This is a genomic window from Methylocella tundrae (assembly GCF_038024855.1).
Classification (GTDB): Bacteria; Pseudomonadota; Alphaproteobacteria; order Rhizobiales; family Beijerinckiaceae; genus Methylocapsa; species Methylocapsa tundrae.
This window is the reverse complement of record NZ_CP139089.1, coordinates 3,565,538-3,579,623: the sequence shown is the minus strand read 5'-3', so window position 1 is coordinate 3,579,623 and position 14,086 is coordinate 3,565,538. Positions and strand designations below refer to the sequence as shown.

The following is a 14,086-nucleotide window of genomic DNA, read 5'->3' as shown; positions in this document are numbered from 1 at the left end:
AATGCCGTGGCTTGTTCTCCTGTCCTATTTCTTTGGCGGCGTCTTTCTCGCGAACGCCATACCCCATTTCGTCAGCGGCATGATGGGCAGGCCGTTTCAAAGTCCCTTCGCCAAGCCGCCGGGACAAGGGCTCTCCTCGTCGACTGTCAACGTGCTCTGGAGCTTTTTCAACATCGTCATCGGCTATCTGCTCGTTTGTTGCGTCGGCGATTTTGGGTTGCGGAACACGGGTGACGTCGCCGCATTCGGCGCTGGCGCGCTCCTGATCGCGCTTTTTTCCGCCCGGCACTTTGGCCGCTTCCATGGCGGCAACCTGCCGGAGCATCCATGAAGGCTCCTGTTTGGGGCGTCTTCCGATCGCTGCGAGGTTTCAACTATCAAGTCTGGGCGGCCGGCGCGTTCGTCTCCAACGTCGGCACCTGGGTGCAGCGGACGGCCCAGGACTGGCTGGTGTTCACCCAGCTCACCCATCACGACGCTTCGGCTGTTGGTCTGGTGATGGCGCTGCAGTTCGGTCCACAGTTCCTCCTGTTACCCTGGACGGGCTTCGCCGCCGACCATTTCAATCAGCGTAAGCTCCTGATCGCCACACAGGCGACGATGGGCGCTCTCGCTCTGATGCTGGGGCTTCTCACCGTCGCCGGCGTCGTCCAGCTCTGGCATGTCTACATCTTCGCCTTTTTGTTCGGCAGCGCGGCGGCGTTCGATGCGCCGGTGCGTCAGACCTTCGTCGCGGAGTTGGTCGGCGATGAAGACCTGCATAATGCTGTGGCGCTCAACTCGACCTCGTTCAACGCCGCGCGGATGATCGGCCCGGCGCTCGCCGGCGTGATCATCGCCGCGATCGGCACGGGCTGGGCTTTCCTGATCAATGGCGCCTCTTTCGTTGCGGTGCTGATCTCCCTCGCGTTCCTGCGCGTCGCCGAGCTTCGTCCGAACGCCAGGGCCCACCGCTCCAAGGGAAGTTTCACCGAGGGATTCCGCTATGTATGGGGTCGCCCGGACCTCAAGGCTGTTTTGCTCATGCTGTTCCTGATCGGAACGTTCGGCCTGAACTTCCCGATCTTCATCTCGACCATGGCGGTCAGCGTTTTCCATGCCGACGCCCGCGGATATGGCCTGTTGTCGTCGATCATGGCCATCGGCACGGTGGCGGGTGCGCTGTTGGGCGCCGGTCGTGATAAGCCGCGGTTCGGCTTGCTGCCGGTCGGCGCCGGCGTATTCGGGCTCGGCTGCACGCTGGCCGCCATTGCGCCGAACTATTGGTTGTTCGCCGGCGCCCTCGTCGTGATCGGCGTGGCCGCGCTGACCTTCACCAATACCACGAACAGCCTGATGCAGCTTTCGACAGAGCCCGCCATGCGCGGGCGGGTGATGGCGCTACGCGTCGGCGTTGCGCTTGGGGGCACGCCGATCGGAGCGCCGATCGTCGGTTGGGTGGCCAACAATTACGGGCCACGCTGGGCGCTCGGCGTCGGCGCGGCTTCGGGCTTTGCTGCGGCGATCGTGGCCGTTTTCGCCTTGGCCCGCCCGAGACCACGGCCTTCGGTTTGATCTTGCCTGCCTCGGATTGTCCTTGCGAACGTCAGCTATCGGATACGCGCAGTTGTTCGAGATCGGCGATCAACCCAGGTCCAGTCGGTTCCCATCCGAGCTGCTTCCGCGTCTGCGCGCTGGACGCGGGCATATCGTAGGTGGCAAACATGCCGAGCCAGCCAAAAAAGGCCTGGGCCTCTTCCGGGGCGATGGATTTGACCGGCAGCTTCAGGCGCCGGCCAATAGCTTCGGCAATATCGCGCATCGAGACACCCTCTTCCGCGACCGCGTGATATTTTGCGTTCGGCTCAGCCTTTTCGATCGCCAGCCTGTAGAGACGCGCGACATCGAGAACATAGGCCGCCGGCCAGCGGTTGAGTCCGTCGCCGACATAGGCGCACACGCCCTTTTCGCGGTAGACCTCGATCGCGGGGGTGGTGAGACCCTGCTTGACCGGGTCGTGGACCTGGGGAAGACGCACGACCGAGGCGCGGACGCCCTTCAGCGACAGAGCCGTCTGTTCCGAAACACGGGGGAATGGAAAATCCGGCGGCACCACATCATCTTCGATCGCAACCTGACCGGGCCCGGCTAATCCCGCCAATCCCCCTGTAACGATGAGGGGCTTGTCGGAGCCAGCCAGAACGGAACCCAAGGCTTCAATGGCGCGGCGATCGACTTCACAACTCTCTACAAAATTTGACCAGTCGTGGATGAAGGCCAGGTGAATGACGGCCTCCGAAGCGGTTGCCCCCTTACGCAAGCCATCAAGGTCTTCAAGCGAGCCGCGATGAACTTCCGCGCCAATGGCGGCCAAGGATTTTGCCCCTTCGTCCGAACGGGCCATGCCAAGGACTTCATGTCCGGCGGCGATCAACTCCTTGACGACGGGCAAGCCGATGAAACCGGTGGCGCCGGTGACAAACACACGCATGAGCAGGTCTCCAGATTTCGTTGGAGACAGATATCTGCCTGTGGTCTATTCTGGTAAAGTAGTGACCTTATCATAGTAAGATGACTAACAGGATGGACGAGCACGTCACGAACGAGAATCGGCTTGGGTCCTATCTGAAGGACCGCCGCGCCAAGCTCGATCCGGCCGCGTTCGGCTTTCCGCCGGAGCGTCGCCGCACGCCAGGGCTGCGCCGCGAGGAAGTGGCGCAGCGCGCCAACATCAGCCCGACCTGGTACACATGGCTGGAGCAGGGGCGCGGCGGCGCGGCGTCGGCCGACGTGCTCGACCGGATCGCCCGCGCCTTGATGCTGACGGATGTCGAGCGCGAGCATCTCTTCCTGCTCGGCCTCGGCCGGCCGCCCGAGGCGCGGTACCAGAAAAACGAAGGCGTCACGCCACGACTGCAACGCGTGCTCGACGCGCTGGAGCCGAGCCCCGCCCTCATTCGGACCGCCACATGGGACGTCGTCGCCTGGAACCGGGCGGCGACCGTGATTCTGACCGACTATGGATCGCTGCCGCCGGAGCAACGCAATGTCCTGCGCTTCATATTCCTCGATCCGCGCGTCCGCGCCGCGCAATATGACTGGGAAAGCGTGGCGCGGTTCGTGGTGGGCGCGTTCAGGGTGGACGCGGCGCGTGCGGGCGCGGCGGCGGAGGTGCAGCCTCTCGTCGACGAGCTCTGCCGGCTCAGTCCCGAGTTCAAAGCGATGTGGCGCGACAATGACGTCCACAGCCATGGCGAGGGCGTCAAGCACATACGGCATCCGGTTCTGGGCCCGATCGCCTTCGAATATTCAGCGTTCGCCGTCGACGGCAGACCGGATCTCGGCATGGTGGTCTATAATCCGGCGACGCCGGCGGACGCAGAGAAGATCAGCTCGTTGATCGGTTCGGCGCCGGTAGGCGAACAATCATGATCCTCGTTGTCGATGCGCCTGAATGCCGGGCCTCGCCACGACCCTCGATGCAAATGCCGCCGGGTTCAGGGCGGGACTCGCAGGGCTTATGGCGGATGCGCTTGCGCTCCCGGTTATCGCCGCGGCGATCTATGCTGAGACGTCTCACGTGCGGGTCCGAACGCCCGCGATCAGGATGTCAACCAGACGTTTGGCCGCCTGCTCGCCATCGGCCCCCAAGCCTATGTTCGCAACGCCGGCGATCGCGCGCAGCAGGTCGAGCGGATCAAGGTCCAGACGAATGTCGCCGCTGGCGACCGCGCGATCGACCAGCTTCGCGATCGCCTGTTTCACCTGCGCAGTAGACGCCGAGTACAGATCGGACGTGCCGCCAACAATCGAATTGAGCAGTTCGTACATCCCGTGCTTGGCGGCGATGTAGTCCACGAACAGCAGCAGCCATTCACGCAGCGCCGTCACTGGAGGCTGCGTCTCCGCGAGGCGGCCGGCGGCGGCGACAAGCTGCTCGGTCTCGTTGCGGTAGACCGCCGCGACCAGCGCGTCGCGGGTGGGAAAATGGCGGTAGAGAGTCCCGGCCCCGACGCCGGCGATCCGGGCGATCTCATCAAGGCTGGCGCCGGATCCCTTTTCGGCGAAAGCGGCCTTCGCCGTTTCGAGCAAGCGAATGCGGTTGCGCTCCGCATCGGCTCGCGGCTTGCGGACGGCAGCGGCTTTGCCCTCATCGCTGGGTGCGAAGCTGAGGCGCGGTGTCCCGTCGGCGGCGGCTTCGAGGCCGAGCCGATAGCGGGTAGCGGTTGGCGGCTGACGATTCGACGCAGTTCAAAGGCGAAGCGCCGCAGAGAAGACAGGCCGCCGGATTTGAGACGCAGATGCGGGAGGTCGAAGCTCCAGCCCTTCTATTGACGGCCGCCTTGCGCGCCAGGCGATAGAGCCAGCGCTCCAATCCGCCCGTCAGATCGAAATAGGCGCGGTCGATGGTGAGCACGAAGGCGTCGTTCATGACGCCGGCGTAGAACCTCCGGCAGGATCAATTCGATCCCACGTGGGCGGCCATTGGCGTCGAGCCGCTCCTTCCATTCGTTGATCCAGGAGAAGCGGCGCCGGCGACGCCCGGTCGGCTGGCGGATGGAGGTCGCGATCGTCGTGGCCTGCAGCCGGTCCAATGCGGCCTTCAGGCGATCATCGTCGCGAAGCGAGTCCCCACGCCCGATGAAGGCGAGGATTTCATAGGGCGTCGCCGTCATCAGGCGGGAGGTCATCAGGCCATGGCGCCTCGACGATCTGGGAAGCGGCCCAGATCAGCACGTCGGCGTCCCAGATGGTCGCCATGCCGTGTTCTTGCGTCGCCTCGACTCGGATTGTCACCTCGATCGTCCGGAAATCGATCGGCTGGATGCGTCGCGACTTGGACAGGCTGAAGAACGGCCAGGACAACAGGTCCTGCGCGTCGCGCGGCGCCATGCGGCCAGGCAAGGCGCGAAACAGGTCGAGCTGCTGGCGCTCGGCAGGGTCGCGGTGTGCGGACATCGGCACGCGATCGCTCAGCGACGATTGTGAGCGGCGACCGGAGCCGGGCCGGCCGCATCTGCCCGGCCGGCGTTGCGCGCCTCGACATACTCGGCCCCTGGATCGAGCAGACGGAGGGAGCCAAATTCTGGCTGCGTGATTTTGACAGGCGGGACCGGAACTTTTTTGCTATCGCGCTGATTGTATTAACACTAGAGGCGCGCCTGTCACTCAAGCCAAAGCTCGGCGGTCGTGACGGCGCACGTTTTGCTATGCGGTCTCGAATGGCGGGTCGGCTCATCGTGCGGGCTCAATCGGATCCACGTGAACCCGGGTCAGACGAATGGACAAGATATTTGGCGCTTTTTTTGCTGGTCTGATCAAATTCGGGACGCTCGATGTTGTCGCAGCGAACGGACGCCGCTTCACCGTCGGCGACGGTTCGGGCAAAAAGTTGGCGGTGCGGTTCAACGATCGCAACGCGCAAATCCTCTTCATGATCGATCCTGAATTGCGCTTCGGCGAACTCTTCACGGACGGCCGCGTCGAGGTGATCGAGGGCTCCCTCTACGACGTGGTGGCGCTCGCCTCCGAAAATCTGATGCGCGCGGACGCTGGCCCTTCGCCCGCCGGGTTTGGCTGGGTCCGCCTTCTGCAGGAAGCGCGCGCGGCTCTGCGCCGGCTCGCGCGGGCGAACGACGCCCTGCGCGCGAGGCGAAACGTCGCGCATCATTACGATCTCGACGTTCGCGTCTACGAGCTCTTTCTGGACGGCGACATGCAGTATTCCTGCGCCTATTTCGAGAGCGACGGCGAAAGTCTCGAGGATGCGCAGCTTGCAAAAAAACGGCACATCGCGGCAAAGCTCGTCGCCGGTCCCGGCGCGAGCGTTCTCGACATCGGCAGCGGCTTTGGCGGGCTTGCCAATTATCTCGCGCGTTTTTGCGGCGCCAGCGTCACGGGCCTCACACTGTCCAAGGCGCAGTTCGAGGTGAGCCGGCAGCGCGCCGCGGCTCTCGGTCCCCTGGCGGCGGACTTCCGCATGCTGGATTATCGCGAGGTCGAGGGGCGTTTCGACCGCGTCGTTTCGGTCGGCATGTTCGAGCATGTGGGCATTGCCAATTACGACGCGTATTTCCGCAAGATCGCGCAGCTTCTCAATGAGGATGGCGTCGCCCTGGTGCACACGATCGGCCGCGCACCGGGCCCCGCCGCGACCAATCCATGGATCGGCAAATATATTTTCCCAGGGGGCTATATCCCCTCGCTTTCCGAAATCCTGCCGGCGATCGAGCAAAGCTCTCTCATCGTCACGGACCTTGAAGTTTTACGGCTCCATTATGCCGAAACACTCAAAGCCTGGCGGGAGCGCTTTCTGGCGCGGCGCGAACAGGCAAAAGCGATCTATGATGAACGCTTCTGCCGCATGTGGGAGCTTTACCTCGCGGGGTCGGAAGCCGCCTTCCGATATGAAGGCCTTGTCGTTTTTCAGGTCCAGCTCGCAAAGAGGCTGGACGCCGTGCCGCTGACGCGCGACTACATCACGCGCGCGGAAGCGGATCTGCGCCGCCGCGAAGCTGCGTCCACCTTGTCGGAGGCCGGCGAATAGCGGCGCGCGCCTGGTGCAAGGCGCGCGCCGCCCTTAAGCCTTACGTTCGCTCAATAGCGGTCGTGATCGTGGTCGTCGTGGTCGTGGTCGTGGTCGTGGCCGCGATTATGACCAGCGGCGAACAGATCCGACATCACCGCCGCGTTCGAGTCGCAGGCATGGTTCAGACAGGGAAGCCCGAAGCCCGCCTCAAGCGTTTTAAGCAAAGAGAAATGCGTATAGAAGCGCGAGCTCTTGACGCCTGCGGCCCCGTAGTTGGTGTCGACAATCAGGAGAACCTGGTTGGTGTTCGGCGCCGTGCTATAGTCGTTTTCATCCCACACGATCACAATCGCATTGTTGCCCCGCCGCCAGGCGGGCGACTGGTGGATGGCCGTGACGAGCGTTTGTAACGCAACGTCCCCGCGCTGGATCAGAGCCGGGTTCAGGCCGGACTGGAGGCCGACGTCGCTCGGGTCATAATTGCACAACGCGCCGGCGTTGCCTTGGCCATGCTGGTCGTTGCATTGATTGGGCGCGATGAACGAGAAGTTCGGCGAAGCGCCTGCGCCAAGGTCAGCAAACAGGCCCCTTGCGCCGTCGAAGCCGGCCATATTCTGCAGACTGTTGTTTGGATCATATCCCTCTTGAACATTCTTGAAGTAGGCGAAGGGATTGTGCTTCACCGCATAGAGAGCAACCATGTTGCTTGACGTCAGCGGAGGATTGAGCGTCGGCAGGATCTTGCTGAAATCCGTGTTGTTGGTGAAAACGCCGTCGCTCGTGTTGACCTGATCGGCGCCGCTCGCAGGCAGATTCTCCTGATAGCTTTTCCAGGTGAGCCGCCGCGCGACGAGCTGGTCGGCGATCGTCTTGCCGAATGTGTGGCTGGCCGCCGGGAATGAGAGATGTCCGTCGATGTTGATATCGCCCGGCAGTCCCTGAGTCTCGTTTGTCGTGTCGATGACGGGCGTAGCCGCATCGACTCCTTCGCCTGCAATCGGGCAAATTGTCGGCGATGGCGGATTGTCGGTCGCCGGCACGTGCGAGGCGAGGTTGGCCGTGCAAGTCGTGTTGTGCCAGTTTGGCGCATTATCGCTTTGCACGCCGAAGTTCGAGCCGCCTACGACCTCCAGGTAGTTCGTGAAGCTTGGATGACCAACAGCGAAATAATTGGTCGCATGATTCGCAGCGAGCGCCAGCCTGTTGGTGAAGGGCGCATTCGGATTATTCAGAATTTGGCTGTAGCCATGATTTTCCATCATGATTACATACACATGGTCCAGATGCGGAATGCCTGTCGGAGTGACCCCCTCCGCGGCGAACCCGCCGTTGGCAACGCATGACATCAACAGGGCGAGCCCCGCAGCGCGTCTTTTCATAGCTTTTATCCCCCATGCTCTATTGGAAAGGCCAGCTTCGTACCGAACTTGCGCGAACCTTTTGTGGCGCTCACGCCTGATTTTTCAACCGGGGGCCGTATTCGCCGTCCGTTTCAAGCCGACTCAGATTGGCAAAGCGAGACTGACGGCTCTGGTTGGCGCCATTTATTGCGCTGGCGATTGCCCGATGGACTCCCAGCTCTCGGGCAAGATTGCGCAGGGCGTCAAAAGTTCTGGAACATTGCTCTGACGTCAGGCTGGCGCGCGCCGCCTGACAATAAGATCTGCAAGGCGATCCGCGCCTTGCGAGCGTCGAGGCTCTGGGCGGGGATCAACCCGCGGGCGATCAGATCAATCTCTCCGCCGGCATAGCCATAAGAGGCGCGCAAGGTCTCGCCGGCGCCTGTGCGGCTTGCGAAGACGACAGGGATACGTTCGGCGAGAAGCCCGAGATCCCCCGCCGCCGCCGCCGCGACATGCCCTGCTCCGGGCAGGCTCAGCACCAGCCCCTCGATCGCGCCGGCGCCAAGAGCTTTGAGGCTCTCGCGCTCGAAGCCCGGCCCAGCCTCGAGGATGGGCACGATCGGCGCGCCGGCGCCAAAGGTCAAAAGCGGCGGGGCTACGGCTGGCGAAAGCGCAAAGCGCACGCGATCTTCGGCGACGTAGCCGATCGGACCGAAAGGCAGCGACGAAAAGGCATGCGTGCGAAAACTATGGGTCTTGCGGATCAGCGGCCCCGCGTGAATCTCATCGTCGGTCACAACGAGAACGCCTTTTTTCCGCGCCGACCCGGAAACCGCCACGCGCGCGGCGGCGAGTAAATTGGCCGCGCCATCCGCGCCTGGCTGATCAGGCCGGCGCATCGCCGCCGTCAGGACGATCGGAACATCGACCTGCACGAGAACAGAAAGCGCGAAGGCGGTCTCCTCCAGCGTATCCGTGCCATGCGTGATGAGCACGCCATCGGCCGATGTCGCGGCCTCCGCGGCGGCTTTGGCGATTTCCGCGAGATCCGGCAGCGTGAGGCTGGCGCTGGGCTTGGCCAGAACATCCCGCGCAAAAATGTCCCCGATGTCCTGAAGCTGCGGCAAGGCGGCGACGAGCGCCGCGGCCCCGAGGCGAAGCGCCGCGCCTTCGGGAGCGGCGCCCCCGCTCGCCGCCTGCGCGGTCATGGCGATCGTGCCGCCCGTCGACAAGATGATGAGGCGCGGACGCCGAGAAACATTCAATGGAAGCGCCTCCTTACGGGGCCTTATAATCGAGGCCGCCCGCGCCGGACAGCCGTCATTCATGACAATTCCAACAAGGCCGCCGCGCCGGCGCGAACATCCGCGCGGGTCTCCACACGCGGATGTTCAGAACGAGAGCGGCCTTATCATCGCGATGGCGTCATGCCTCGCTTCAAAAGTCCGGCTGATTTTTCCTCGCTGCTGAAATTCGCCGGCCGTGTTGCGCCTCATGCTGGCCTTTTTCAAACGCTACAGCTCGTTTCGCCTATATCCACCCACTCTGCGCCCGGCCATGCGCGACATCGAAAATGAAGGCTTTAATCCGCAATTAACTAAAAATCGCCTCAATGTAACTCCAGCAATGCTGCGAAGCTCTGTGTCTGGACCTTCAGAGGACCGGTGAGGCGCTCCCTGCGCGGCTCTTGCGGTTGATCGCGCCTTCTGGCGCGCGGAGGACGTTGGTTGATTCAAAAGGCAAGTGTCATGATTTCATTGCGAGAGTGGGACGAATGACACAGGTGTTCGACAGACCACTTGATTTCATTCCATTGAATCGCGGTCGTTTATCCCGGAAGATTTTTTCCCACACCGTTCCAGGCGCGGCCATCCTCGCTTTGAGCGCCTTGGTGGGCGCCTTGATGCTATACACGCGTCCCGACCCAGCCCCCAACGCGGCTAAAGCGCCCGCGGCGGCGCCAGTGGCGGAGGCCGCCGCGGCGACGCCCCCGGCAAACGTCGCCTCGAATGCCTATGGCGCGCTGTTCGACCCCGGTTTTTCCTCCGGCTCGCCACCGGTTTTGCTGTCTCAAAGTTTTCCACTTCAATCGGACCTTGGGTCCGTTGCGCCGGCGCAATCCGCCGCGATCGCAGAGCCGGACGACGTCATGCCGACGCCGCCGGCAGCAGATCTCCAAATCGGCGAGAGCGCGCCTTTGCCGGCGCCGCGTCCCGCCGAACTGGGAGCGCCCGCAAGCCGTGGCCCGATCCGTGTTCCAGGCATAGCAGGCCGCCAGTTAGCGCAGCAGAACAGACGGAACGCTTCTCCGAGCGCTTCTTCTGATAATCGCAATTTCTTCGAGAAGCTGTTTGGCATGCCGCAAACGCCCCGGACTGTCCTCGCCTACGCTGCGCCGGAGGACGACGTTGTAAGCGACGCGCCAAAAGTCACCACCGGCACCTTGCCCCGCTACGATCGCTGGACAGCCATTTACGACGTCGCCGCTCATACTGTCTACATGCCCAATGGAACGAGACTGGAGGCGCACTCGGGGCTGGGCGACAGGCTGGACGATCCACATTACGTCCACGAGCGCAATCGCGGGGCGACGCCTCCAAATGTCTACGAGCTCACGCCCCGGGAACAGCTTTTCCACGGGGTGCAGGCGTTGCGCCTCAAACCCGTTGGCGGCGGCGACGTCTATGGACGGACAGGTCTCCTCGCGCACACTTACATGCTAGGCCCGAGGGGCGATTCCAACGGATGCGTGTCCTTCAGGAACTACAATGCATTCTTGCAGGCGTTTCAAAACGGCGAAGTCAGACGTCTCGTCGTCGTGGCTCGTCTAAACTAGGGCATTTTCAGCAAAGCGGACGGAGGTTCTGCGTCCGAAAATGCTTTAACCGCTTGAATGAGAGCGGTTTGTCTCGCGTCGAGGAGGGTGAGAGCGCGGCGCGGAAAGTTGCGCCGACCATCAACCCGGCTCGCCCCGCCAACTCAATAATGGCGGACGACGACTCTCGCGCTGTCGCCGCTGCGACGGCTGGAATGGGCGCAAACCGGCCTTTGGGGCGCGCGAAAAGAAGCCCTTTCGCGCGCTCTCAAGCCGATCACGCTTCGGCGGAAGCAGCGGCGGCCTTTTCGGCGGCGGCGGCCGTCGCGGCGGCGCGTTCCTGCGCCTTCTTCTTCGGCTGCGCCTTGGTCGGATTCGTTCGCGCCTCGCGCGCGATCACGCCGAGACCATCGAGCAGGCGCGCGACGCGGTCTGTCGGCTGGGCGCCCTTGGCGATCCAGGCCTTCGCCTTCTCGGCGTCGAGCACGACGCGATCGGCGGAATCCTTCGCCTTCAGCGGATCAAAAATACCGAGACGCTCAATGAAACGGCCATCGCGCGGCATCCGCGAGTCGGCGACCACGACGCGATAGAAGGGGCGCTTCTTGGCGCCGCCGCGCGATAGACGAATTTTCAGGGACATATGAGTTGTTCTCCAATTTTGCCGATTGCTTCGGCGTCAGACATTCAGGATGAAATTCGCAGGCGTTACTTCTTTTTTCCGAACGGATTGAGCCCGCTCAGGAGGCCTCCGCCGAGGCCGGGCAGCTTGCCCGGCTGCGCGCCAAGCCCCCCGCCCGCGCCGCCGCCAAGACCCGGCAGCTTTGGCGCGGCGGAGACGCCCGCCGGCGGCGGGGCCAGCGGCTTTGGCGCGGCGACCGGCTTTGGCGCCGGACCACCGGGCATCGGCCCCAATTGCTTCTGCAAGGCGGCGATCTGTTCGGGGCTCGGCTGCGGCATCCCGCCCATGCCGGCGCCCGGCATGCCGAACATCGAGGCCATTTTGCCGAGCGCGCCGCCGCCGCGCTTGGCGCCGCCAAGCGATTTCATCATATCGGCCATCTGGCGGTGCTGCTTCAAAAGCTTGTTGACGTCTTCGACCTTCACACCGGAGCCTGACGCGATGCGCTTCTTGCGCGAGGCTTTAAGGATATCGGGGTTGCGGCGCTCCTGCCGTGTCATCGACGAAATAATGGCGCGCTGGCGCTTGATGATGCGGTCGTCGAGGTTGGCGGCGGCGAGCTGATCCTTGATTTTGGCCATGCCGGGCAGCATGCCCATGATGCCGCCAAGGCCGCCGATCTTCTCGACCTGCGCCAGCTGCTCGGAGAGGTCCTCGAGATCGAACTTGCCCTTGCGCATGCGATCGGCGATGCGCTGGGCCTTTTCAGCGTCGATCGACTCGGCGGCTTTCTCGACGAGCGAGACGATGTCGCCCATGCCAAGGATGCGATTGGCGATGCGCGAGGGATGGAAGTCCTCCAGCGCGTCCATTTTTTCGCCGGCGCCGAGAAGCTTGATCGGCTTGCCGGTGACGGCGCGCATGGAGAGCGCCGCGCCGCCGCGTCCATCGCCATCAACGCGCGTCAGCACGATGCCGGTGATGCCGACGCGATCGTCGAAGCTTTTCGCGAGATTGACCGCGTCCTGGCCGGTGAGGCTGTCGGCGACGAGCAGGATCTCATGCGGCTTTGAAGCCGCCTTGATCTCGGCCATCTCCTGCATCAGGGCTTCGTCGATATGGGTGCGCCCGGCGGTGTCGAGCAGGACGACGTCAAAGCCTTGCAGGCGCGCCGCCTGCTCGGCCCTGACCGCGATCTGCACGGGGGTCTGGCCGGCGATGACCGGCAGCGTTTCGACGCCAATCTGGCGGCCGAGCACGGCGAGCTGCTCCTGCGCCGCCGGCCGCTTGACGTCGAGCGAGGCCATCAGCACCTTGCGCTTCATGCGCTCGCTGAGGCGCTTGGCTATCTTCGCCGTCGTCGTCGTCTTGCCGGCGCCCTGCAGGCCGATCATCATGATCGCGACTGGCGGGGCGGCGTCGAGATTGATCGGCTCGGCTTCCGCCCCCAGCGTCTCGATGAGGACGTCATTGACGATCTTGACGACCATCTGGCCGGGCGTCACCGATTTGATGACATTGGCGCCGACCGCGCGCGAACGCACCTTGTCGACGAAGGACCGCACGACGTCGAGCGCCACGTCGGCTTCGAGCAGGGCGCGGCGGACCTCGCGCAAGGCGACGTTGACGTCCTCCTCCGAGAGCGAGCCGCGACGGGTCAGGGCGTCGAATATGCCAGAGAGCTTTTCCGAAAGCCCTTCGAACATGCGTTTTGTCCCATCATGAGCGCCGCGCGAAACCATTTCCCGCGGCGGCCTATCGATCAACGCCCGAAAATGAGCGATTTTCCGTCTATAATCACAAAACACCCAACGCGCATCGCGCCCGGGGGCGCCAAGCGCTGCCGGACGTTCACCGCTCGGTCCCAAGGCCAAGTCAGCTCGCGCATTCGAACCTTTTTTGAAGGCCGAAACCGTTTCTTTGCGCGTCAGGGCGCCAAAGTCAAGGAAATCAGAAAATAGCGCCGTTCCCGCCATTTGCCGGCGCGGCAGAACATGATAGATCGAAACCCGTAAATCAAAAAGCTTGGCTCTCGCGTCCCGGTAGCTCAGCAGGATAGAGCAACGGTTTCCTAAACCGTAGGTCAGGGGTTCGAATCCCTTCCGGGACGCCAAATGTTTTCAATAGCTTATTCGCCATACGATCGCACTCCACCCCCGCAAACCGTATCGACGCGGCGCGAGTGGTAATCAATGTTTGGCTCCCGCGCCGATAGCTGACGCGGCGCACGCCATTATTGCCGGGCAATCGGCGTCTACAAAATGAAGGAGAGCCCAATGCGGAAATCAATAGTCGTGACGGCGGCGTTACTCTGCTCTGCGATGCTGACTCCAGGCGACGCATCGGCGCGTGGCGGCGGGCATGGAGGCGGACGCGGTGGCTGGCACGGCGGGGGCGTTCATGGCGGGGGCGTTCATGGCGGCGGCTGGCATGGCGGCGGCGGGCGCCACTACGGCGGCGGCGGGCGCTACTACGGCGGCGGCAGGCGCTACTACGGCGGCGGCGGTTACTACAATGGCGGCAATGCGGCGGGCGCTGCAATTGCTGGCGGTATTTTAGGCCTGGCGACGGGAGCTATCATCGCCGGCTCGGCGGCAAATTCCGCTGCGGCTTCGGCTCGCGTTGGCGATCCGAACTGGCTTTCTTATTGCGCTCGAAAATACAGGTCCTTTGATCCGTCGAGCGGGACCTATCTTGCCTATGACGGCAACCGCTACGTTTGTCAGTAAAAAAGGGGGCGCCGCGCCATTTGCGCGCGGCCCTCACCCTCACCGGCCCCGCGCCTCGATAAGATCAAC

11 protein-coding genes, 1 tRNA gene and 2 pseudogenes are annotated in these 14,086 nt (G+C 63.4%); 7 read left to right on the top strand and 7 right to left on the bottom strand.

What is annotated here, in order from left to right:
* Position 1 precedes the first annotated feature (1 nt).
* Complete coding sequence (locus tag SIN04_RS18745; RefSeq protein WP_134491719.1) at positions 2-331, top strand: hypothetical protein; 330 nt, start codon at positions 2-4, stop codon at positions 329-331.
* The gene (locus tag SIN04_RS18740; protein ID WP_341264135.1) at positions 328-1,554 is read left to right on the top strand and encodes an MFS transporter; all 1,227 of its coding nucleotides are present in this window, start codon (positions 328-330) and stop codon (positions 1,552-1,554) included. The genes SIN04_RS18745 and SIN04_RS18740 overlap by 4 nt, the downstream gene beginning before the upstream one ends.
* Positions 1,555-1,585: 31 nt before the next feature.
* Here SIN04_RS18740 and SIN04_RS18735 read toward each other — a convergent pair whose 3' ends face one another.
* Positions 1,586-2,470 (bottom strand): SDR family oxidoreductase, encoded by an 885-nt coding sequence (locus SIN04_RS18735; RefSeq protein WP_134491717.1) that lies wholly within the window; start codon positions 2,468-2,470, stop codon positions 1,586-1,588.
* Positions 2,471-2,562: 92 nt separating this feature from the next.
* Here SIN04_RS18735 and SIN04_RS18730 point away from each other — a divergent pair, with 92 nt between their 5' ends.
* Entirely contained in the window at positions 2,563-3,411 is an 849-nt protein-coding gene (locus SIN04_RS18730) for a helix-turn-helix transcriptional regulator (protein ID WP_134491715.1), read from the top strand.
* A 144-nt stretch (positions 3,412-3,555) separates the two neighbouring features.
* Here the strand turns inward: SIN04_RS18730 and SIN04_RS18725 are convergent.
* Positions 3,556-4,116 (bottom strand): annotated as a pseudogene (locus tag SIN04_RS18725) (TetR/AcrR family transcriptional regulator); the annotation flags it as partial.
* Positions 4,117-4,137: 21 nt separating this feature from the next.
* Positions 4,138-4,938, bottom strand: a pseudogene (locus SIN04_RS18720) (replication initiator protein A); the annotation flags it as partial.
* Between the two features lie 322 nt (positions 4,939-5,260).
* On the opposite strand from SIN04_RS18720, the gene SIN04_RS18715 reads away from it, so the two are divergent.
* Entirely contained in the window at positions 5,261-6,526 is a 1,266-nt protein-coding gene (locus SIN04_RS18715) for a cyclopropane-fatty-acyl-phospholipid synthase family protein (protein WP_341264134.1), read from the top strand.
* A 50-nt stretch (positions 6,527-6,576) separates the two neighbouring features.
* Here SIN04_RS18715 and SIN04_RS18710 read toward each other — a convergent pair whose 3' ends face one another.
* The gene (locus SIN04_RS18710; RefSeq protein ID WP_341264133.1) at positions 6,577-7,887 is read right to left on the bottom strand and encodes an alkaline phosphatase family protein; all 1,311 of its coding nucleotides are present in this window, start codon (positions 7,885-7,887) and stop codon (positions 6,577-6,579) included.
* Between the two features lie 224 nt (positions 7,888-8,111).
* Complete coding sequence (locus tag SIN04_RS18705) at positions 8,112-9,116, bottom strand: asparaginase (protein WP_197732004.1); 1,005 nt, start codon at positions 9,114-9,116, stop codon at positions 8,112-8,114.
* Positions 9,117-9,754: 638 nt separating this feature from the next.
* Between SIN04_RS18705 and SIN04_RS18700 the strand changes: the two genes are divergently transcribed.
* Entirely contained in the window at positions 9,755-10,687 is a 933-nt protein-coding gene (locus tag SIN04_RS18700) for a DUF2778 domain-containing protein (RefSeq protein WP_341264132.1), read from the top strand.
* Between the two features lie 256 nt (positions 10,688-10,943).
* Here the strand turns inward: SIN04_RS18700 and rpsP are convergent, their stop codons facing one another.
* Positions 10,944-11,309: a 30S ribosomal protein S16 gene (gene rpsP / locus SIN04_RS18695; RefSeq protein WP_134491701.1), complete on the bottom strand. Its 366-nt coding sequence runs from the start codon at positions 11,307-11,309 to the stop codon at positions 10,944-10,946.
* Between the two features lie 65 nt (positions 11,310-11,374).
* Positions 11,375-12,994, bottom strand: a complete 1,620-nt coding sequence (ffh, locus tag SIN04_RS18690; RefSeq protein ID WP_134491699.1) for a signal recognition particle protein — start codon at positions 12,992-12,994, stop codon at positions 11,375-11,377.
* A gap of 330 nt (positions 12,995-13,324) precedes the next feature.
* On the opposite strand from ffh, the gene SIN04_RS18685 reads away from it, so the two are divergent.
* A tRNA-Arg gene (locus tag SIN04_RS18685) sits at positions 13,325-13,401 on the top strand.
* A gap of 163 nt (positions 13,402-13,564) precedes the next feature.
* Entirely contained in the window at positions 13,565-14,017 is a 453-nt protein-coding gene (locus SIN04_RS18680) for a BA14K family protein (protein ID WP_341264131.1), read from the top strand.
* The last annotated feature ends 69 nt before the right edge of the window (positions 14,018-14,086 follow it).